This is a genomic window from Arthrobacter sp. UYEF3 (genome assembly GCF_040546245.1).
In the GTDB taxonomy this organism is placed as follows: domain Bacteria; phylum Actinomycetota; class Actinomycetes; order Actinomycetales; family Micrococcaceae; genus Arthrobacter.
The window spans coordinates 1-21,042 of record NZ_JBEPNK010000010.1 but is presented as its reverse complement, the minus strand read 5'-3'; the positions used below and the strand labels follow the sequence as shown (position 1 = coordinate 21,042).

At 67.5% G+C, this 21,042-nt stretch carries 16 protein-coding genes; 10 read left to right on the top strand and 6 right to left on the bottom strand.

From position 1 onward, the window contains the following. Positions 1 to 85: 85 nt before the first annotated feature. Positions 86 to 709: an SRPBCC family protein gene (locus ABIB14_RS09060; RefSeq protein WP_354235634.1), complete on the top strand. Its 624-nt coding sequence runs from the start codon at positions 86 to 88 to the stop codon at positions 707 to 709. Between the two features lie 159 nt (positions 710 to 868). Here the strand turns inward: ABIB14_RS09060 and ABIB14_RS09055 are convergent, their stop codons facing one another. Beyond that, entirely contained in the window at positions 869 to 3,088 is a 2,220-nt protein-coding gene (locus tag ABIB14_RS09055) for an NADP-dependent isocitrate dehydrogenase (protein ID WP_354235548.1), read from the bottom strand. An 837-nt stretch (positions 3,089 to 3,925) separates the two neighbouring features. Further along, complete coding sequence (gene purH, locus ABIB14_RS09050) at positions 3,926 to 5,623, bottom strand: bifunctional phosphoribosylaminoimidazolecarboxamide formyltransferase/IMP cyclohydrolase (protein ID WP_354235547.1); 1,698 nt, start codon at positions 5,621 to 5,623, stop codon at positions 3,926 to 3,928. 173 nt (positions 5,624 to 5,796) lie between these two features. Between purH and ABIB14_RS09045 the strand changes: the two genes are divergently transcribed. Further along, positions 5,797 to 7,149, top strand: a complete 1,353-nt coding sequence (locus tag ABIB14_RS09045; RefSeq protein WP_354235546.1) for an MFS transporter — start codon at positions 5,797 to 5,799, stop codon at positions 7,147 to 7,149. Between the two features lie 57 nt (positions 7,150 to 7,206). Here the strand turns inward: ABIB14_RS09045 and ABIB14_RS09040 are convergent, their stop codons facing one another. Both ABIB14_RS09040 and purN read right to left on the bottom strand, forming a co-directional pair. Beyond that, on the bottom strand, positions 7,207 to 8,139 hold the full coding sequence (locus tag ABIB14_RS09040) for a hypothetical protein (protein WP_354235545.1): 933 nt from the start codon (positions 8,137 to 8,139) through the stop codon (positions 7,207 to 7,209). A 120-nt stretch (positions 8,140 to 8,259) separates the two neighbouring features. Continuing rightward, entirely contained in the window at positions 8,260 to 8,838 is a 579-nt protein-coding gene (gene purN, locus ABIB14_RS09035) for a phosphoribosylglycinamide formyltransferase (RefSeq protein ID WP_354235544.1), read from the bottom strand. A gap of 38 nt (positions 8,839 to 8,876) precedes the next feature. Here purN and ABIB14_RS09030 point away from each other — a divergent pair, with 38 nt between their 5' ends. Next, a complete protein-coding gene (locus ABIB14_RS09030; RefSeq protein ID WP_354235543.1) occupies positions 8,877 to 9,308 on the top strand; it encodes a hypothetical protein in 432 nt (143 codons plus the stop codon). A 25-nt stretch (positions 9,309 to 9,333) separates the two neighbouring features. Here ABIB14_RS09030 and ABIB14_RS09025 read toward each other — a convergent pair whose 3' ends face one another. Further along, positions 9,334 to 10,656: a cell division protein PerM gene (locus ABIB14_RS09025; RefSeq protein ID WP_354235542.1), complete on the bottom strand. Its 1,323-nt coding sequence runs from the start codon at positions 10,654 to 10,656 to the stop codon at positions 9,334 to 9,336. Between the two features lie 142 nt (positions 10,657 to 10,798). Between ABIB14_RS09025 and ABIB14_RS09020 the strand changes: the two genes are divergently transcribed. From ABIB14_RS09020 to ABIB14_RS08990, 7 genes are all read left to right on the top strand, one after another. After that, positions 10,799 to 11,266: a DUF4383 domain-containing protein gene (locus tag ABIB14_RS09020; RefSeq protein ID WP_354235541.1), complete on the top strand. Its 468-nt coding sequence runs from the start codon at positions 10,799 to 10,801 to the stop codon at positions 11,264 to 11,266. Between the two features lie 243 nt (positions 11,267 to 11,509). Beyond that, entirely contained in the window at positions 11,510 to 12,946 is a 1,437-nt protein-coding gene (locus ABIB14_RS09015; protein ID WP_354235540.1) for a flotillin family protein, read from the top strand. After that, complete coding sequence (locus ABIB14_RS09010) at positions 12,939 to 13,232, top strand: NfeD C-terminal domain-containing protein (protein ID WP_354235539.1); 294 nt, start codon at positions 12,939 to 12,941, stop codon at positions 13,230 to 13,232. The genes ABIB14_RS09015 and ABIB14_RS09010 overlap by 8 nt, the downstream gene beginning before the upstream one ends. Before the next feature lie 208 nt (positions 13,233 to 13,440). Then, the gene (locus tag ABIB14_RS09005; protein ID WP_354235538.1) at positions 13,441 to 15,246 is read left to right on the top strand and encodes a putative bifunctional diguanylate cyclase/phosphodiesterase; all 1,806 of its coding nucleotides are present in this window, start codon (positions 13,441 to 13,443) and stop codon (positions 15,244 to 15,246) included. Positions 15,247 to 15,277: 31 nt separating this feature from the next. Continuing rightward, on the top strand, positions 15,278 to 17,419 hold the full coding sequence (locus ABIB14_RS09000; protein WP_354235537.1) for a putative bifunctional diguanylate cyclase/phosphodiesterase: 2,142 nt from the start codon (positions 15,278 to 15,280) through the stop codon (positions 17,417 to 17,419). Between the two features lie 95 nt (positions 17,420 to 17,514). Next, positions 17,515 to 19,380: a putative bifunctional diguanylate cyclase/phosphodiesterase gene (locus ABIB14_RS08995; protein ID WP_354235536.1), complete on the top strand. Its 1,866-nt coding sequence runs from the start codon at positions 17,515 to 17,517 to the stop codon at positions 19,378 to 19,380. A gap of 119 nt (positions 19,381 to 19,499) precedes the next feature. Continuing rightward, a complete protein-coding gene (locus tag ABIB14_RS08990; RefSeq protein ID WP_354235535.1) occupies positions 19,500 to 19,886 on the top strand; it encodes a hypothetical protein in 387 nt (128 codons plus the stop codon). An 88-nt stretch (positions 19,887 to 19,974) separates the two neighbouring features. On the opposite strand, the gene ABIB14_RS08985 is transcribed toward ABIB14_RS08990, so the two are convergent. After that, on the bottom strand, positions 19,975 to 20,823 hold the full coding sequence (locus ABIB14_RS08985) for an SDR family NAD(P)-dependent oxidoreductase (protein ID WP_354235534.1): 849 nt from the start codon (positions 20,821 to 20,823) through the stop codon (positions 19,975 to 19,977). Between the last annotated feature and the right edge of the window lie 219 nt (positions 20,824 to 21,042).

Genomic DNA, 21,042 nt, shown 5'->3' with positions numbered 1-21,042 from the left:
AGCGAACACCCGGGCCCTTGCACCAACCTTGTATTCGTCCCCTGAAACGGCTGGCGGGCCGCCACCTGCCGGGCGAAGGAGTGAAATAAGCATCGCAACAGTCCAGGACTCCATCGATGTGAACGTCCCTCTGAGCCAGGCCTACAACCAGTGGACCCAGTTTGAGGATTTCCCGCAGTTCATGAGCGGCGTCGACGCCGTCCGGCACCTCGAAGACACGACCGTCCACTTCCAGACCAGCATCGGCGGGGTCAAACGCGACTACAACGCCCGGATCACCAGCCAGGACCCCGGCCGGCAGGTGGCCTGGGAGGGCCTGGACGGCCCCCGCAACGCCGGCAGCGTGCGGTTTACGGAGCTCGGACCGGCGGAAACAAGGGTCGACGTCGAACTCGTCTGGGAGCCCGGCTCCCCTACGGAAAAGATCGGCGCGGCGGTCGGACTCGACTCCCGGCAGGTCGGAGCGGACCTGCTGCGGTTCAAAAAATTCATTGAGGGCCGCGATTTTGAGACGGGCGCCTGGCGTGAGCGCGTGAACCAGGGCGACGTCGCCGGGCCCACGCCTGCGGGGCCCTTGCTGACCGACACCGGCTACGACGTCGTCGGCCCCCGGCAGACTGCCGGCACCGACCCCGACATGGCCACCGAACCGGCCTTCGACGGCATCACCCCTGACGACCGCCGGGACCGCCGCGCTTCCGACCGCTAACACGGGCCGCTCCGTTTCGCGCGGACGACGCCGTCGACGTCGCCGGCTGCGTCACCGCGCCGCCCCCACGGAGCGCCGTCAACAGTTGCCGCCGACGGAGGGCCTTAAACGCCGACCGGCGCACCGGGTCCCCGGTGCGCCGGTCGCGCTGCGCTTGGACTAGCCCAGCAGGGAGAGTACTTCGCTGAACTTGGCCGAGGGGCGCATCACGGCGGAGGCCTTGGCCTCGTCCGGACGGTAGTAGCCGCCGAGGTCGACCGGGGAGCCCTGCACTGCCAGCAGTTCGCCCACAATCGTCTCCTCGTTGGAGCCCAGGGCCTCTGAGACGGAGGCGAAGGCCGCTGCCAGCTCGGCGTCGTCGGTCTGGCGTGCCAGCTCATCGGCCCAGAACTTGGCGAGGTAGTAGTGGCTGCCGCGGTTGTCCAGCTCGCCGGCTTTGCGCTTGGGGGACTTGTTCTCCAGCAGGAACGTGCCGGTGGCGCGGTCCAGGGTGTCTGCCAGAACCTGCGCGCGGGCGTTGCCGGTGGAGGTTGCGAGGTGCTCGAAGCTCACGGCGAGGGCCAGGAACTCGCCCAGGCTGTCCCACCGCAGGTGGTTTTCCTTGAGCAGTTGCTGGACGTGCTTCGGAGCGGAGCCGCCGGCGCCGGTTTCGAACAGGCCGCCTCCGTTGATCAGCGGAACGATCGAGAGCATCTTGGCGCTGGTGCCGAGCTCCAGGATCGGGAACAGGTCGGTGAGGTAGTCGCGGAGCACGTTGCCGGTGACGGAAATCGTGTCCTCGCCCTTGCGCAGGCGTTCCAGGGTGAAGGCCGTGGCCTCATCCGGGGACATGATTTCCAGCTGCAGGCCCTCGGTGTCGTAGTCCTTAAGGTATTCCTCGACCTTGGCGATCATCCGGGCATCGTGCGCCCGGCCCTTGTCCAGCCAGAAGACGGCCGGCGTGGCGGAGGCGCGGGCGCGGGTGACGGCCAGCTTGACCCAGTCGCGGATCGGCACGTCCTTGGTCTGGCAGGCGCGCCAGATGTCGCCGGGGGCCACCTGGTGTTCAATCAGCACGGTGCCGGCGTCGTCGACCACCTGGACGGTGCCCGCGGACTGGATCTCGAAGGTCTTGTCGTGGCTGCCGTATTCCTCGGCGGCCTGGGCCATCAGTCCGACGTTCGGGACTGTGCCCATGGTGGTCGGGTCGAAGGCGCCGTGGGCGCGGCAGTCGTCGAGGACCACCTGGTAGATACCGGCGTAGCTGCTGTCCGGGAGCACGGCGAGGGTGTCGGCTTCCTGGCCGTCGCGGCCCCACATGTGGCCGGAGCTGCGGATCATGGCCGGCATCGAGGCGTCGACAATAATGTCGGACGGCACGTGCAGGTTGGTGATGCCCTTGTCCGAGTCGACCATGGCCAGCTCGGGGCCGTCGTTGAGGCCCTTCGTGATGGCGGCTTCGACGTCGCCGCGGATCTCCTCCGGGAGGTCTTCGAGTCCGTTGAGGATGGAGGCGAGGCCGTTGTTGGGGCTCAGGCCCGCCGCGGCGATCTGCTCGCCGTAGGTGGCGAAAAGATCGGAGAAGTACGCTTTGACGACGTGGCCGAAGATGATCGGGTCGGAAACCTTCATCATGGTTGCCTTCAGGTGGGCGGAGAAGAGCACGCCCTCTTCCTTGGCCCGGGAGACCTGGGCGGCGAGGAAGGTATCCAGCGCTGCGGCGCGCATCACGGTGCCGTCGATGACCTCGCCGGCCAGCACGGGGAACGCGCGCTTGAGGACCTTGACCGTGCCGTCTTTCTTGACCAGCTGGATCTTGATGTTCGTGTCGGCCCCGATAACCACGGACAACTCGTTAGAGCGGAAGTCGTCCGCATCCATGTGGGCGACGTTGGTATTGGAGTCCGGGCTCCAGGCGCCCATCGTGTGCGGGTTCTGGCGGGCGTAGTTCTTCACCGAGAGCGGTGCGCGGCGGTCCGAGTTGCCTTCGCGGAGCACCGGGTTCACGGCGGAGCCCTTGATCTTGTCGAAGCGGGAGCGGATGTCCGTCTCTTCGTCGGAGGCGGGGTTGTCCGGGTAGTCCGGCAGCGCGTAGCCCTGGCCCTGGAGTTCGGCGACGGCCGCCTTCAGTTGCGGCACGGAAGCGCTGATGTTGGGCAGCTTGATGATGTTGGCTTCGGGCGTCTTGGCAAGGTCGCCCAGCTCGGAGAGGGCGTCTCCGACGCGCTGCTCCTCGGTCAGGTAGTCACCGAAGGCGGCGATGATGCGGCCGGCTAGCGAAATGTCGCGGGTCTCCACTTCCACACCGGCCGTCGAAGCAAAGGCCTCGACAATCGGCAAGAACGAATAGGTGGCCAGCATCGGCGCTTCGTCGGTGTGGGTATAGATAATCTTTGCCATTGCTCGGGCATCTCCCTGAAAGTCTGCGGAAATCTTGCGTATCTCAACGGCTCTAACTTACCCGAGGTGGCCGCATTGGCGCCTATCCGGGACCGGCTCCGGCGGCCGCACGACAGCCTGAAGGATTCCGGAGCGGCCGTGACTCTCCCCGGAGTCAGTCTGTCACTTATTAACAAAGTACTTTACAAGCTAGTCAAGGTGACGTAGATTCTTACCCATCACCCTGCGGCCAGCACGGCCGTCTCTCCGCATCCCTCCTGGGAAGGACACCCACACTCCTCCAACAACCGGTCAAAGAAAAAGGAGCAGGGCTACGCGGGGTCACTTGCCGCCCATCCCCTCGACGGGGGCGGCCGAGTGGCCCCTCGTTCCCGTGGGCGCAGTTCTCGCCTTGGCTCGGCGGGGCTGGACGGCGGCGGCTCCGCGGGCCGTCCGCGGGACATGCCCTCCGTCGGAGCCGCCCAATGGACATAGTGCCCGCATGCCCACCCCTGCCCGCGAAGAATGAGCATGTCCCCCTGGACCCGGCCGCCCAGCCGCCCGAAGCTCAGCCTGGACATGTCCTAAGCCGGGGCCGACCAATGGACATAGTGCCCATATGCCCAGCCCTGCCCGCGAAGAATGAGCATGTCCCCCGGACCCGCCGGGCATGCCCACCCCTGCCCGCGAAGAATGAGCATGTCCCCCAGACACGGCCGCCCAGCCGCCCGACGCTCAGCCTGGACATGTCCTAAGCCGGGGCCGACCAATGGACATAGTGCCCATATGCCCAGCCCTGCCCTGCCCGCGAAGAATGAGCATGTCCCGCAGCGGGGCAGGCCCTGAACCTCGGAACCTCTAGTGGAAGAAGTGGCGTGCGCCGGTGAAGTACATCGTGATCCCGGCGGCGTTGGCTGCGGCGATCACTTCCTCGTCCCGGACGGAGCCGCCGGGCTGGACCACGGCGCGGACGCCGGCGTCGATCAGGATCTGCAGGCCGTCGGCGAACGGGAAGAACGCGTCCGAGGCCGCGACGGCACCTCGGGCCCGCTCCGGCGCGGCGGCGCCGTCCGCTTCTGCCTGGACGGAAGCCGCCCCGCCGGCACCCTCGACGTCGGACTCCACGGAGACGCCCAGCGTGTTGGCCCGTTCGACGGCGAGCCGGCAGGAGTCGAGCCGGTTGACCTGGCCCATGCCGATGCCGACGGCGGCACCCTCGGCGGCGAGCAGGATCGCGTTGGACTTGGCCGCACGGCAGGCCGTCCAGGCGAAGGCCAGGTCGGCCAGTGTGGCGGCGTCTGCGGCGTCGCCCGCGGCGAGGGTCCAGTTGGCGGGGTTGTCGCCGTCGGCGTCGACCTTATCCGTGGCCTGGACCAGCATGCCGCCGGAGACCTGGCGGAACTCGGTCGGGTAGCGGCCGTAGCCCTCCGGCAGGGTGAGCAGGCGGATGTTCTTCTTCTTGGCGAGGATCTCCACGGCTTCGTCCTCGAAGCCCGGCGCGATGACCACCTCGGTGAAGATGCCGGCCACGGTCCGGGCCATGCCGGCGGTGACCGTGCGGTTGGCCGCGATGACGCCGCCGAACGCGGACACCGGGTCGCAGGCGTGTGCCTTGGCGTGCGCGTCGGCGATCGGGTCGGCGGCGGTCGCGGAACCCACGGCCACGCCGCAGGGGTTGGCGTGTTTGATGATCGCGACGGCGGGCTCGGCGAAGTCGAACGCGGCGCGGAGGGCGGCGTCCGCGTCGACGAAGTTGTTGTAGCTCATGGCCCTGCCGTGCAGCTGGTCGGCCTGGGCGATGCCGGCGGGGGCGGCCTTGTCCACGTACAGCGCGGCCTGCTGGTGCGGGTTTTCGCCGTAGCGGAGCACCTCGGAACGTTCCAGCGCCAGCCCGGCGTAGGCGGGCCAGTCGATCACGCCGTCGCCGTCCTCGTCCAGGAACTGGCTGGCGGTCCAGGTTGCCACCGCGGTGTCGTAGGACGCGGTGTGCGCGAATGCCTTGGCGGCGAGCCGGCGTCGGGTCTTCAGGTCAAAACCGCCGGCGGAGGCCGCCTCCACGACGGAACCGTACGACGCCGGGTCCACCACGATCGCGACGGCGGCGTGGTTCTTGGCGGCCGACCGCACCATGGCCGGGCCGCCGATGTCGATCTGTTCGACGACGTCGTCCTGCGCCGCGCCGGACTTTACCGTCTCCACGAAGGGGTAGAGGTTAACGACGACGAGGTCGAACGGCTCGATGTCCATCGACGTCAGCGTATCCATGTGGGCCGGGACGCGGCGGTCGGCGAGGATGCCGCCGTGCACGCGGGGGTGCAGGGTCTTGACCCGGCCGTCCAGCATTTCCGGCGAGCCGGTGACTTCCTCGACCTCCTGCACGGGGATCCCGGCGGCGGCGATCTTCTTGGCGGTGGAACCGGTGGAAACGATCTTGACGCCGGCGTCGTGCAAACCGCGCGCGAGCTCCTCGAGGCCGGTCTTGTCGTAGACCGAGATGAGGGCGCGGCGGATGGGAACACGGTCGATGGATACACGCTCAGGCTGCGTAAAGCTCACAAAAGTCTCCGTCTTGGATCGCGGTCTTAGATCGCGGCGCGGCCGCGGTTGGTGGGGTGCGGCCAGTTTATCGCGTCCCGGCGCTCTGCCTTCCAGCGGGAAGCCCGCGCGCCGGAGCGTGAAGCGGGTATGGGCCGCGCCTGGGCCACGTAGAGTTTTCCCAGGAGGCGAAAATGAACACTTACACCACGGTGCCCAGCGGCGAGCAGGTGGTCCAGGAACTGCCGTGGCGGTGGAAGGTCCAGGGACGGATTTTCCTGATCGGCGGCCTGGGCTTCATGTTCGACGCCTGGGACGTCACGCTCAACGGCATCCTCATCCCGCTGCTCTCCAAGCACTGGTCCCTGAGCACGGGCGACGCGGCGTGGATCGGCACGTCGAACCTGATCGGCATGGCCCTGGGCGCCTTCGTCTGGGGCACCGTCGCTGACACCATCGGCCGCAAGAAGGCCTTCAGCGCGACGCTGCTGATCTTCGCCGTCTTCACCGTGCTGGGCGCCTTCTCCCCCGACTTCCTCTGGTTCGTGGCCTTCCGGTTCCTGGCCGGCTTCGGCCTGGGCGGCTGCATCCCGGTGGACTACGCGCTGGTCGGCGAGTTCACCCCGCGCAAGCAGCGCGGCAGGGTCCTCACCGCCATGGACGGCTGGTGGCCGATCGGCGCGGCGCTGTGCGGTTTCGTCTCGGCCGGACTGGTCGCCGCCTTCGCGGACTGGCGCCTGACCATGCTGATCATGGTGCTGCCCGCGCTGCTGGTGTTCTGGATCCGGCGCAGCGTCCCGGAGTCGCCGCTGTTCCTGATCCGCAAGGGCCGCCGCGAGGAAGCCGCCGGCGTCATCGACGGCCTGGTAGCAGCCACCGGCGCCGAAGCCCGGGTCTACAGCCTGCCCGAACCGCAGGATGCGCCGCGGCTCTCCGCGGGCAGCGCCTGGATCCAGCTCCGCGCGCTCTGGCAGTACGACTGGAAGATCACGACGGCGGCCTGGGCCCTGTTCTTCAGCATCCTGCTGGTCTATTACCTGTCGCTGACCTGGATGCCGCGGATCCTGATCGGCGCCGGTTTCGAGGAGTACAAGGCCTTCCTCACGACCGCGTCGATGGCCGCCGTCGGCCTGCTGGGCGTGGTGGTAGCCGCCCTGCTTGTGGAACGGACCGGGCGCAAGTGGATCCTGGCCGTGACGGGCCCGCTGTCGGCGCTGACGCTGGTGATCGTCGCCGTCGTCGTGGACATCCCGACGGCGGCCGTGTTCTGGCTGCTGGTGTTCGGCTTCCTGGTGCAGGTGGCCATCCCGGTGCTGTACGCGTACGTGTCCGAGCTGTACCCCACGGAGCTGCGCGGCTCGGGCTTCGGCTGGGCCTCGACATTTTCCCGGCTTGGCGCAGGCTTCGGTCCGCTGGTCTTCGCGGCGTTCCTGTGGCCGCAGCTAGGACTCGCCACGTCCTTCGCGCTGGCGGGCGGCCTGGTGCTGCTAAGCGTGCTGTGGATGGCCTTCTTCGCCCCGGAGACCAAGCAGCGCCGCCTCGCCTAACCCAACTGACTGGCAGCTGGGGCCGTTTTGAGCGCTCAAAACGTCCCCAGCTGCCAGTCACCTTGGCTGCCAGCCCCGGCCGGCAAGGGCAGCCCGGACCTTGACCGCGGCGGCGCGGGCGTCGTTCTCCATGTGCCGTTTCGATATGCGGACCAGGATCCACCCGGCGCCGCCGAAATCCTCTTCCCTGGCGATGTCACGGATGATCTGGGCCGGTTCGGAGTGCCCGGCGCCCTCGTACTCCACGGCAACTTTGTGCTTCGGGTAGGCCAGGTCCGGTTCACGCACGACGCCGGAGCGCAGGATTGTGGCGGCGTTCAGTTCCGGTTCCGGCAGTCCTGCTCGGGCCAGCGCCAGCCGAAGCCTCGTCTCGGGGGCTGAGTCCGCCCCGATCCGGGCTTGCTCCAAGGCGAGCCGCGCTTTCCGAATGCCCGGCGTGCCCTTGTGCCGGTCGAGCATCTCGGCGAGTTCCTCCGGACTGGCGAAGGGATCCGACCGGTGCTCAAACGTAGGCCGGGGACGGCGCAACAGGTGGTCGGCCACCACGGTCAATTCGTCAATGCTCATCTTCCGGGCACAATCCAGCCAAGTTCTGGCACGTGTGGTGACCATAACGCCGTCGAGCCTGGTGATTTCGTCGTCGAAGAACTGTCCGACATGGCCGATCACGCCCCGGCGGCGGGGTATCGCCATCGTGTCCGGCCTGGAGATATGGATGCCTGGAGCGTGCAAACCCGGCAGGAATCCCGGAAAGTCCCAGATCAGAAAGGCCGTCGCGTGGGACGCTGCAGAGAATTGCGTTATCAGGGTGAGTGGCCGGGCCCGGAGTTTCACAGCCGAGCATGGATCAAGTGGCAGCCGGATCCCGCGGCTCGGAACGTGCAGGGAGCGGTGCTTGAGCCGGCGCCGGCTGACCCCGGCGTCGATGGCCTCCTGGAAAGTAAAGGGCGCCGAGCCGAACGGCTCCGGGAGCGGCCGGGGTGTTTTCATCGACCCATCGTCGCAAACCCGAGGGCCCTCCTTGACGGTTATCCACAGGCCGGCCCCTCCCCCGCAATGTGACTCGCAGCAGGGGCCGTTTTGAGGGCCCAGAACGGCCCCTGCTGCGAGCTAGTTGGGTGACTGGGGCGCAGCGGCGAGGGACCGCAGCGTCGACACGAGCAGCCGCCGTTCCGCGGCCTTGATCCGCTCGTGCAGGGTCTCCTCGGTGTCGGTTTCTGCCACCGGCACGGCTTCCTGGGCGATGATCGGGCCGGTGTCCACGCCGGCGTCGGCCCAGTGCACCGTGCAGCCGGTAACCTTCACGCCGTACGCCAGCGCGTCCCGGACACCGTGCGCTCCGGGAAAGGCCGGCAGCAGGGCCGGGTGGGTGTTCAGGTACCTGCCGCCAAACACGTCGATGAAGTCCGCGCTGACAATGCGCATGAACCCCGAGGACACGACGACGTCGGGCCGGTAGGCAGCCACGGCCTCGGTGAGCGCCGCGTTCCAGGCCGACCGGTCCGAGTAGGCCTTGAAGTCCACCACGAAGGTCGGGATTCCGGCGGCCGCGGAGCGCTCCACCCCGTAGGTTCCTGACCGGTCCGCCCCGACGGCGGCGAGGTCCACGTCCAGCTCGCCGGCCTTGACCGCGTCGATGACGGCTTGGAGGTTGGAGCCGGTGCCGGAGACGAGGACTACTATGCGCATGGCCTTAGCTTATGAGTAGCTCGCGTACGCTGGAAAATATGAACTCCCCCCACGACCCCGGTGCAACCCCGCGCGGCCAGCATCCGCGGAGCGAAGCGGCCAAAGCGTCGCTGCTCACGACGCACACGCTGTTCCGCACGTTCATTGTGGCGGTGCTCGGGTCGTTCTTTGTTTTCCAGCTGGACGTCAACTACCTCTGGCTCGCCGCTGTCCTCACCGCGGCCGGGGTGGTGATCGGCGTCGTCCTGCTGGTCCGCGCAGCGAGGCTCAGGGAATCGCGCCTGGTGTTGTTCGGGACCATCTCGGGCCTGGTGGTCTCCGCGGTGATGGTCCTGATGGTCCTCGCGTCCGCGGTCTTCTTCAACCAGATCCGGGACTACCAGCAATGCGCCCGCCACGCACTCACCGAGCAGGCTGCCTCCGCGTGCCGGACGGCGCTGGAGAAGTCCCTGCCCACGCAGCTGCGCTAGCGGCCCTGCCCCGGACGGCACCGGCTCAGTCCGAATTCGCGGCCGGCTCCAGGTCGGCTTCATGTAGCCGCTGCCGGCGTTCCAGCCATGGACCGGCCGCGTAACCGATCACGACGCCAATGCCGGTTTCCACGCCAACGAACAGCGCGGTCAGCAGCGGATCCGGGCCGATATCCGTCAGCCGTCCGACGCCGGCGGAACCGCGGGCCAGCCAGGCCAAGCCCGCCGTCAGCAGCCCCGCCACGGTGCCGATCAAGGCGCCCAGGACCAGGGTGGACACGGTGGCGGTGAACCAGCGCGACTTGACCTTGATGGAGAGCCATTCGTCGAAATGGTTTTCGCCGGCGCGCAGGAACCACCAGCCCGCCAGGACACCGGCGACAGCCGGCACCACCAGCGCCACGAAGCCATAGTCCAGGGCGCCGGAGGGCAGGGCCGCGAAGACCGGGACGGTGGGCAGCGGTCCGACGGCGGTGGCCAGCGGGCCCGCCGTCGAGCCGACGCCAAGCGCGAACCCGGAACCGGAGGTCCAGGCCAGCGCGAACACGGCCAGGTTGGGCAGGTAGCCCAGCTGCGCGAGGGTCAGGGCGGCGCCGCCCACGGGACCGGCATGGAGGGCCTCGTACACGGCGATGATGAGGTTCCAGTGGATGAGGAGGTCCGCCGCGAGGAGCGCAGCGGCCATGGCCAGGCTGGCCATCACGGCGACGAAGCCGGCCGTGACGGCGGAGCCCAGGTAGGAGCCCGCCCAACGCGAGTGCTGGCTGGTGCGCGAGAGCCAGGCAACGGCGTCGACGCCGATCAGGCGGCTCCAGGAGCCGGCCTCGCGGCGGGCGCCGATCACCATGCCAAGGGCGACGGGGATCAGCGGGACGATGGATGCAAACCAGAGGCTGACGCCCACTTCAGGGGTGCGGCAGAGGAAACCGGTGGCGAACCCGAAGGCGCCGTACATCAGCCAGGAGCCCAGCAGCGCCTGCCAGAGCTGGTCGGTGTAGGAGGCCCGGGCCAGGCGCCGGCCGGCCCGCCAGGCCAGCAGGAACGGGATCAGCGTGAGGCCCAGCGGAATCAGCGACAGCGTGCCGGATTCCGGCTGGCCCGCGGCACCCGCTCCGACGGTGTCCAGCAGCAATGGAACCCCGTGGATCAGCAGCCAGGCCTGGCCGGCCAGCCGGGCGAGGAAGTCAAAGCCGGTGTCCTTGAATCCGGCCGTGGACCAGACCGCGACGATCGGCGCAATCACGGCGAGCGCGGAGATCACGGCCGCCTGCGCGGATTCGAGCGCCCCCTGTAGCCACAAAGGCATCGGAAGGCCACGGTCCCCGGTCTGATCAGCGCGCAGTTTCATCGTGATCCATCGTGCCACGCGCCGGGCCGCGCCCCCGGTTCCGACAGGCTCTCGCGTTGCATTTCAGCCGCCCTGGGCACCGCTTTTTTGGACACTCCGCCGTAAAATTAAGAGTGTCCGCAACAGTGGTTGGAGGCAGAAAATGACTACCGCATCTCCACATGCACACGGAGCCCATTTCGGACGGGCAGATGTTCAGAACGTGGGCATGGGTGTGGGTATTGTCCTAACGGTCGTGGGCGTCCTGGGGTTCATTCCGGGCGTTACCACGCTGTACAGCGAACTGAGGTTCTTCGGGCCCGATTCGCGGGCCATGTTCCTTGGCCTGTTCCAGGTGTCCATGCTGCTGAACATCGTTCAGCTGGCCATCGGCGCCACCGGGTGGACCATGGCGCGCAACGACATGGGAGCACGGAACTTCCTCATGGGCTTTGGCCTGCTGTACATCATCTTCAGCGTTTACGGGCTAATCGTCGGCGTAGGGTCGGCGGCCAACTTCCTTGCGTTCAACACCATGGACATCTGGACCCTCCTGGTGCTGGGCGTGGCAATGATTGGCGCCGGCTGGTTGCTTTCGAGGCATCTGGCCGATGACGCACAAACCCGGTAATCGATATCCGGGAAAGGGAGCCGCGAATGAGGAACGTTTCATAGCAATCCAATTATTTCGTACTACCTGCTGGTGCGGGCGCCTTGAGTTTCGTTGGCGGCCGTACCAGCTTCCTTCTACCCGGCGTTTCACCCGGCGCGACGACTTCCGACGCCAGCTCGCCCACGCCGTTCCGACAAATGCTGGACTTATTCGACGGCGGCCCTCCAGACTGGCCTGACCCACAGACCTGAAAGGTTACCCATGCCGGACTTCTCAGCCTTCATCCCGGTTCTCGCCATCCTCGCCGTGGCGTTCGTCGTCATCCTGCTGGTCTGGGTGGCAACGAAGCTGATGTGGAAGGTGGCTGAGCCTAACGAGGCCCTCATCATTTCCGGGTTGACCCGGGGCACGCTGGACACCAGGGAGGGCATGGACTTCAAGATCGTCACCGGAAAAGGTGCGTTGGTGCTGCCCGGGCTCCAGACGGTCCGGACCTTGTCCCTGACCCTGAATGAAACCGAGCTCAAGGTTTCCTGCGTGACATCGCAGGGCATCCAGGTGATTGTCGAGGGCGTTGTCATCTACAAGATCGGCGACGCGCCGCCCTTCATTGCCAACGCCGCCCGCCGTTTCCTCGGCCAGCAGCCCAAAATGGAAAGCCAGGTCTACAACGTCTTCGAAGGACACCTGCGCTCCATCATCGGCAGCATGACCATGGAGGAAATCATCCGCGAGCGGGACAAGCTGGCGTCGCAGGTCCGCGGCGCCAGTGGTATCGAGATGGAAAAGCTGGGCCTGGTGGTCGATTCACTGCAAATCAAGGACCTGCAGGATCCCACCGGCTACATCCAGAACATCGCCAAGCCACACATTGCCCAGGTCAAGATGGAGGCCCGCATTGCCGAGGCCACCCGGAACCGGGAGGCTGCGGAAAAGGAAGCCGAGGCCGAGGCGCTGATTGCCGACGCCCAGAGCGTGTCTGCGATCAGGCAATCCATGGCGCTGGCCAACGCCGAGAAAGCCAAGGCCAATGCTGCCCAGGCCGGCCCCTTGGCCGACGCAACCGCCCGCCAGCAGGTCGTCGTCCAGGAAACCGAGGTGGCCAAGCTTGAGGCGGACCGCGAGGAGCAGAAACTCCAGACCACCGTCCGCAAACCGGCCGACGCGAAAGCGTATGCCAAGCGCACCGACGCCGAGGGCCAGAAATCCGCGGACATCAGCGCCGCCGAGGCACTGGCCCGGCGCACGGAACTCGAGGCTCAGGCCAATGCCCGCCGCACCGAGCTCACGGCCCAGGCCAACGCGACGGCAGCGTCGGCCGCGGCGGGAGCAACCCGGGTCACCGGCGAAGCCGAGGCCGCCGCGACGAAGGCGCGCGGTGACGCGGCGGCGTCCGCCATCAAGGCCAAGGCGCTGGCAGAGGCGGACGGCATTAAGGCTCGTGCCGAAGCGCTCGGGACCAACCAGGAAGCCGTCATCTCCCAGCAGTTGGCCGAGAATATGCCGGCCATCATCGCGGCGGCGGCAGAGCCGTTTGCCCATGTCGGCCAGTTCACGGTCCTCAACGGCGGCGAAGGCATCAACCGGATGGTCGGCGGAATCCTGGCGCAGGTGGGCGACTACCTCCCGGCCCTCCGGTCCGCCCTAAAAAACGGCAAGGAATCAACGAGGCAGCCGCCGAAAGCCCCCGATGCATAGAGAGGTCGACCGGAGCCTGACCGGCAAGATCGGGCGGGTGACCGGGCGCATCGGACCGGGCACGATCGGGGAAGTCATGCTCCCGTTCCTCGGGGGTACCAACGCCTTCCACGCCCACCCGTTCGACAAGGAGAGCGAGTTCACCGTGGGCGAGGAGGTGCTGGTGATCTACTACGAACCGCCACAAACGGTCTTCGTCGACGAACTCCCGGACGTCCTGCGGCGGGACGCCCGCGGTTATAAGCGCCACACCGACGACGGCGGGCCGTTTCTAGAACACCCCTGAGTCCACTTTTACGGCCCTTACGAACCCCGCCGGGCCACGCCTGCCATCCAATTGCCAGAATTGGCCGCTCCGAGGTCAGGCTTAGCGGCCATCTTTGGCACATCGTGCGCCACCCTGGCGCCGGGGCTCCGGTGCGCCCCCTATGATTTCTGAGGGGAGGATTCACTATGCACCGACGTTGGTCTCAGATTCATCCGGTTGCCGCCGCATGAGCACGTCCGCGCGCACCGAAGAGGACGCCCGGCTCCGCGAGGCCTTGTCCCTGCTCTCCGCCACGCTGGAATCCACCGCGGACGGCATCCTTGTGGTCGGCGCCGAAGGCCGGATCTCCTCCCTCAACAACCAGTTCCTCTCGATGTGGGGCATCCCGCGCGAGCTAGCTGACACCGGCGAGAACGGGGCCCTGATGGCCTTCGTCCTCGGCCAGCTGGCGAAGCCGGACCAGTTCCTCGCAAAGGTGAGCGCCCTCTTCGCCGATCCGGAGGCCGAGAGCCACGACGTGCTTCACTTCCGCGACGGACGCATCTTTGAACGCTATTCCCGCCCGCAGCGGGTGGATGAGCGCGTAGTGGGTCGGGTCTGGAGCTTCCGCGATGTTACCGAGGCCCGGCGCGCCCAGGACCGGATCAATCAGGCGATGGCGGACCTCGCGGCCCAGGCCAGCCAGCTGAAGGCTCTCGCCTTCCGGGACCCGCTGACCGGGCTGTCCAACCGGCAGCTCTTCAACGACCGCCTGGCGCACGCCCTGGCCGGACCGTGCGGGAACGCCGTCGACGTCCTGCTCCTGGACCTGGACGACTTCAAGGAGGTCAACGACGTTCACGGCCACCACGCCGGCGACCAGATGCTGATCGAGGTTGGCCGCCGGCTGCGTGCCTCTGTCCGGCCCAGCGACGTGGTAGCACGGCTGGGCGGCGACGAATTCGTGATCCTGCTGGTTGGTTCGCTCGACGCCGACGCCGCTGCCAAACGGATCGTCGAATCCTTGAAAGCGCCGGTCGGCCTTGACGGCACCATGCTGTGGCCCAGCCTGAGCCTGGGCCTGGCGTCCATCAGCGACGACGCCGTCGACGCTTCCCAGCTTCTCCGCCGGGCCGACATCGCCATGTACGCGGCGAAGGCGGCCGGCAAGAACCGCTACCTGCGCTTCCGCCCGGAAATGATGACCGCCCTGCTCGAACGCACCCACCTGGAGGCCGGGCTGCGGGCTGCCGTGGACAGCGGGGAAATCGTGGTGCACTACCAGCCGATCGTGTCCTGCCGGCTCGGCACCGTGGTCACGGTCGAGGCACTTGCCCGCTGGGAACGCGACGGCGAAGTGGTCCCGCCGCAGCAGTTCATTCCCGCCGCGGAGCGCAGCGGCCTGATCGTGGAGATCGGCACGGAGGTCCTGCTGCGCGGCTGCACCGAACTCAAGCCCTGGCTCGCCGCGGACCCCACCCGGTCCCTCGCCGTCAACGTCTCCGGCGTGCAGCTGCAGCGGGGCAACTTCCCGGACCTGCTGTTCGCCGCCGCCAACTCCTGCGGGGTGGACCCGCACCAGCTGGTCATGGAGGTCACCGAAAGCGTCTTTTTCGACGACGACTGCCAGGTCCAGATCCAGCTCGCTCAGCTCCGCAGCGCCGGCGTCAGGGTAGCGCTGGACGACTTCGGCACGGGCTACTCCTCGCTGGGACGGTTACAGGAACTGCCGGTGGACACGCTCAAGATCGACCAGTCCTTCGTGGCCATGATCCGTACCGGGCAGGAACGGCTGCCCATCCTGAACTCCATGATCGATATGGCCCACGGCCTCGGACTGACCGTCACCGCCGAGGGCGTCGAAACCCCGGAACAGGCGGAGTACCTGATGCGGCGCGGCTGCGACTCCCTCCAGGGCTTCCTGTTTTCCCGGCCCCAACCGGCGAGCATGCTCCCCGAGGCGCTCGCCGCGTCGGCCCGGACTTCGGCCTGCGCGGCAACACTGCCGCCCAAAAGCGGCCGGTGCTGTGATTTGCGTCTCAGGGCCATATGATGCTTGAAGTTTACTGACCGCCGCGCTGCCGGTGGAATCACATACCGAACGCCCGGGAGCTGGCATCAACGTGGAACAAGGACCGGCGGAGAGCCTGCTGGCGCAGGGCCCTGATGCGCTGCTGCTGCTCAGCACCGAGGGGACCATATCGTTCCTCAATCCGGCGGCCGAGCGCCTGTTCGGGTACGCGGCGGAGCAACTGGTCGGCGACGGGCACCGCCGCCTTCTAGTGGAGGACGACCGCGGCGGGTTCCTTCGGGTCCTGAGTAGCCTGGGCCGCTCCGCAACGTTCGGAACCATGCCCTTCCCCGCCGTCGGGCTGCACCGGGACGGCCGCGAAATTCCGTTGGAAATCACCTGTTCGCTCGTTACGACCCGGGGCGAAACGTCGATGGCAGTTGCCGTGCGCGACGCCTCCCACCGCCAGGACAACGACGCCGGCCGCCGCCAGGCTGTCTCGCTCCTGGACGCGACGCTGGAGACGACGGCGGACGGCATTCTGGTGGTGTCCAACACCGGCCAGATCACCAGCGTCAACGAACAATGCCTCCGGTTGTGGGGCATGCCGCGCGAGATCCTGGCCGAAGATGACGCCTACGCCCTGGTCAGGTTCATCGCCAAGCAGTTGCTGGACCCGGACTCCTTCAAGGCCAAGGTCGCCGAACTTTACGCCAACCACGAGCAGCACAGCCAGGACGTGCTCGAGTTCCAGGACGGCCGCACGGTGGAACTGTATTCGCGGCCGCAGAAGGTCGCGGAGGAGGTGGTGGGCCGGATCTGGAATTTCCGCGACGTCACCTTGCGCACCGTCGCGCAGGACCAGGCACGCCGTGCCCTCGACGAGCTGGCACAGCAGGCGGACCAGCTCAAAGCCCTCGCCTTCCGGGATCCCCTGACCGGCCTGGCGAACCGCATGCTGTTCAATGAGCACGCCATCGCCGCGCTGGAATCACCCGGCTCCGTGGCGGTGCTGCTGCTGGACCTGGACGACTTCAAGGAAGTCAACGACATCCTGGGCCACCACGCCGGGGACCAGATGCTGGTGGAGATCGCCCGCCGGCTGCAGAACTGCGTGGGTCCGCACGGCACCGTGGCCCGGCTGGGCGGCGACGAATTCGTGGTCCTGCTGGTCGACTGCAACGACTCGGATGCGGTGGCACAACGGATCGTCAGCACGCTGAACGCCCCGGTCACCATTGAGGGAACCCTGATGCGGCCCGGGCTGAGCCTGGGCGTGGCTACCCGCTCGGCGGAGGGAATGTCCTCCTCCGAGCTGCTGCGGCAGGCTGATGTGGCCATGTATGCCGCCAAGGAGGCCGGCAAGAACTGCTACGTGCACTTCCAGCCGGAGATGCTGGCCACCCTGCTGGAACGCACCCAGCTGACCGCGGGGCTGCGCCGCGCCGTCGAACTGGGCCAGATCACCGTCTACTACCAGCCAGTGGTCTCCACGAGCCAGCGGGAGGTGGTGCAGTACGAGGCCCTGGCCCGGTGGGAACGCGACGGCGTACTGATGCCTCCGGACACCTTCATCCAGACGGCCGAGCGCAGCGGCCTGATCCGTGACATCGGGGCGGAGGTCCTCCGGCAGAGCTGCACCGAACTGCAGTCCTGGCTGGCCGCGGATCCCGGGCGGACCCTGGCCGTGAACGTCTCCGGCGTTCAGCTCCAGCACAAGGACTTCGCCGAGCGGGTGCTGGACATCGCGGCGTGGAGCCGGGTGGATCCGCACCAGCTGGTCCTCGAGGTTACCGAGAGCGTGTTCTTCGGCGCCGCCTCGCACGTCATCGCGCAGCTGATCACGCTGCGCGCGGCCGGCATCCAGGTTGCGCTGGACGACTTCGGGACCGGCTATTCCTCGCTGGGCCGCCTGCAGGAGCTTCCCGTGGACGCGGTAAAGATCGACCAGTCGTTCGTGTCCATGCTGCGCACCGGCGAGGAACGGCTCCCCATCCTGACCTCGATGATCCACATGGCCCACAGCCTTGGCCTGCGGGTGACGGCGGAGGGGATCGAGACGCCCATGCAGGCCCGGTACCTGATGGAGCATGAGTGCGATTCGCTGCAGGGGTTCCTCTTCTCCCGTCCCGTGTCGGCATCGCAGCGGGCAGCGGCCGTGGCTCAGTCCGCCGAGGCCATCGAGGCGCTGCAGGAACCGGCCGCCGTCCTGTAGTTGCGACCTGTTCCGAGCCGCGGCACGGGAGTGTGCCTCTGACCACATATGATTCAGGAAAGTCAGAATCATCGCTTTGGGGAGCAGGACACACTATGGACGCAGCATTCGCACAAACGGTGCTGGAACACAGCCCCGACGCCCTTTTGCTGCTGGCCCCGGACGGATCCATCTCCTTCGTCAACAACGCCGCGGAGCAGCTTTTCGGCTACTCCCGTGCGCAGCTGCTGGGCGCCGACTACAGACTGCTGCTCGCCGATTCGTCCCGGGAGGATTTCCATAGCGTTTTTGCCGGCCCGGCGGGCGGATCCGGGAATCCTGCGGGTGCGGCGCGGCCACGCTTCGCCGGTGCCGGACGGCGTTACGACGCCTCCGAATTTCCGCTGGAAATCACGTGGGCAGCCCTCCCGCCTGCGCCCGGCAATGTCGGGACCGGCGGCGTCGGGACCGGCGGCGTCGGGACCGGCGGAACCGTCGCACTTTCTGTCCGCCCCGCCGTCGCCGGGGTACTGCGGACGACGGCGGACGACGGCGGCGCCCAGGCCGCCGCCGCGGCGGCGGCTGTTCCCCGCCGTCGGACCTTCGACTCGCCGGAGGCTGAACTGGTTCCCGGAACCACCGGCGTCCTCCCCCGGTCCAGCGCAGCCGAGCAGGACGACCGGCTCAAGGCGGCGGTGCTGCGGGACGCACTGACCGGGCTGCCCAACGGGACCCTGTTTAATGAGCGTCTGGCCGCGGCGCTGCGCAGGCCGGATCCGGTAGACGTGCTGCTGCTGAACGTGGACGATTTCAAGAGGTACAACGACATGCTGGGCCGCTCCGCCGCGGATGAGCTGCTGGTGGAGGTCGCCAGCCGGCTTCGTAACTGCGTCCGGCCGCATGACACCGTGGCCCGGCTGGGCGGCGACGAGTTCGTGGTGCTGCTGACCGAGTGCCTCGACGCCGGGGCCGTGGCCAAGCGGATTTCCGAGTCCCTGTACGTGCCGGCGCGGATCGCCGGCTCGCTGGTGCGGCCCGGGGTCAGCATGGGCCTGGCGTCCAGGACGCCGCAGACGCACGACGGCGCGGAGCTGCTCCGGCACGCGGACTCGGCCATGTCGGCGGCCAAGGCTGCGGGGAAAAACACCTGGCTGCAGTTCCGGCCGGAGATGCTCAACACCGCCGCCCATAAGGACCAGGGCGAGTCCGGGCTGCGGCAGGCCGTGGAACTGGGCCAGATCTCGGTCCACTACCAGCCGGTGGTGTCCCCCGGGCTCGGCGCCGTGGTGCAGTTCGAGGCGTTCGCGCGCTGGGAGCGGTACGGCAAGCTGGTGCCGCCCAACCAGTTCCTGCCCGTGGCCGAGCAAAGCGGCCTGATTCGCGAGATCGGCGATGAGGTCATGCGCCGCGCCTGCGCCGAGATCCGTCCCTGGCTCGCCGGCGACGCCGCATACAGCGTGGCCGTAAACGTCTCCGGCCTGCAGTTCCAGCACCGCGACTTCGCCACCGACGTGCTCGCGATTGTCGCCTCCACCGGGGTGGATCCGCGCCAGCTGGTGCTGGAGCTGACCGAGAGCGTGTTCTTCGATGCCGATTCGGACGTGCTGCGCCAGCTGGGGCAACTGCGCGCCGCCGGCGTTCGGATCGCCATGGACGACTTCGGCACCGGCTATTCGACGCTGGGCCGGCTCAAGGAACTGCCGCTGTACAAGGTCAAGCTCGACCGGTCCTTCGTGGCCATGATCAGGACCGGCAAGGAGCAGCTTCCGTTCTTCCGCACCATGATCAAAGCCGCCCAGGACCTCGGCCTGAAGGTCACGGCGGAGGGCGTTGAGACAGCGGTGCAGGCAAAGTACCTGATGGACCTGGGCTGCGATTCGCTGCAGGGTTACCTGTTCGCCAAGCCGGCCCCCGCCAGCGAGCTGGCCGGCACCATGGAAAGCGCCCTCAACGCGGTGGACAGGGTCGAAGCCGCGGGCTAGTTGATTCGCAGAGCCCGGCATGCCGAAAGCAACTGGCTGCGACCGGGCAGGAAGCCCTGGAGGACCCCCGCAAGCGGATCCATAGAGTGCCCCGCACTGGACCAGAGGATGGTTTGCTAATGCCGTTTGATCAGATATCTGCCACAATCGCCTGCGCACTTCTGGCCGCCCTGGCCATCTTCCAGGTTTCGCTTATCGCCGGGGCTCCGCTCGGGGGGATGGCGTGGGGCGGCCAGCACCGTGTATTGCCTGCAAAACTCAGAATCGCAAGCGGGATCTCCATCGCCGTGTATGCCCTCTTCGCCTATGCGGCACTGGCCAGGGCCGACCTCGTCACGCCGTTGATCAGTACAACGTTTACTTCAATCACCGTGTGGGTACTGACGGCGTACTTCGCCCTCGGCGTTCTCATGAACGGGATCTCCCGCAGTAAGCCCGAACGCCTGGTCATGGCCCCCACCGCGCTCGTCCTCGCTGGCCTGTACCTGGTCCTTGCCCTCGGCTGATCCACCCAGCTGTCGCCACGTCCCCTGAAATCCCACCGAGCCCTGCCGGGGTTATGGCCCGTCGTTGGCCGCGGGGCCTGGCGCGTCGTTAGCCGCGGTGGTCGAGCGTGTCGAGTTCCTCCGCGACCATCGCAGCGCTCCGCTCCCAGAGCTCCCGGGCCAGCCCGGCGTCGTAGGCCTGCTTGTTGGCCTTGGCCAGCGCGCGCTTGGCGTAGTACGCGCCGGAGGTCCAGTCCTGCCCTGGCACCGCTGTAGCGAGCCACACGAGGGTGTCAGCGCCCTGCTCCGGGGTAAGCATGAAGCGGTTGAGGAACGACGTGTAGGCCAGGCGCATGGGGCTCGTGGAGTCGGCCGCGAAGTTGGTTGCCACGCCGCCGGGGTGGAAGGCCGCGGTCGAGATGCCGTCGGCGTTGTAGCGATGGTGGAGCTCCGCGGTGAAGAGGATGTTCGCGAGCTTCGCGTTACCGTAGGCGCGGTTGGTGGAGTAGCTGCGCGACGCGTCGAGATCGTCGATGTCCAGTTTGGCGAAGATCGAGTTGGCGACGCTCGACGTGTTGATGACCGTGGCGTTGCTCGCGGCGAGGACGTCCAGTAGCTCGGTGGTGAGCAGGAATGGCGCCAGGTGGTTGATCTGGAAAGTCTTCTCATGGCCGTCCACGGTGAGCTCCCGGGCACGCATGATGCCGCCGGCGTTGTTGGCCAGGACGTCGATCCGCGGGTACTTCTCCTTCAGCTGGGCAGCCAGCCGGCGCACCTGCGCCAGTTCGGCGAAGTCGGCCACGAAGTATTCAGCGCCGATCCCACCGGCAATCCGCGCGGTCTTCTCCGCGGAACGCCCGACAACGACGACGTGCTCGCCTTGCGCGGTCAGGGCCCGGGCCGCCGCCGCGCCGATCCCGTCGCTGGCGCCGGTGATGATGATGGTCCGTGCAGTCATGCGGAGTCCTTAAAGCAGAAGCGGTAACCGGGTTCTAGGCTTTGAGCCTACCGAAGCACAACGACAGTGGGCTGATCATCGTTCCGGACCCCCGTGCTCCGGGTGGGTTCCTGGTGTGGGTGGGGGGTTAAATGCGGGAGGACCCCAACGTGGTGGTTGGGGTCCTCGACCGTTTAATGATGTTCCGGCGGTGACCTACTCTCCCACACCCTCCCGGGT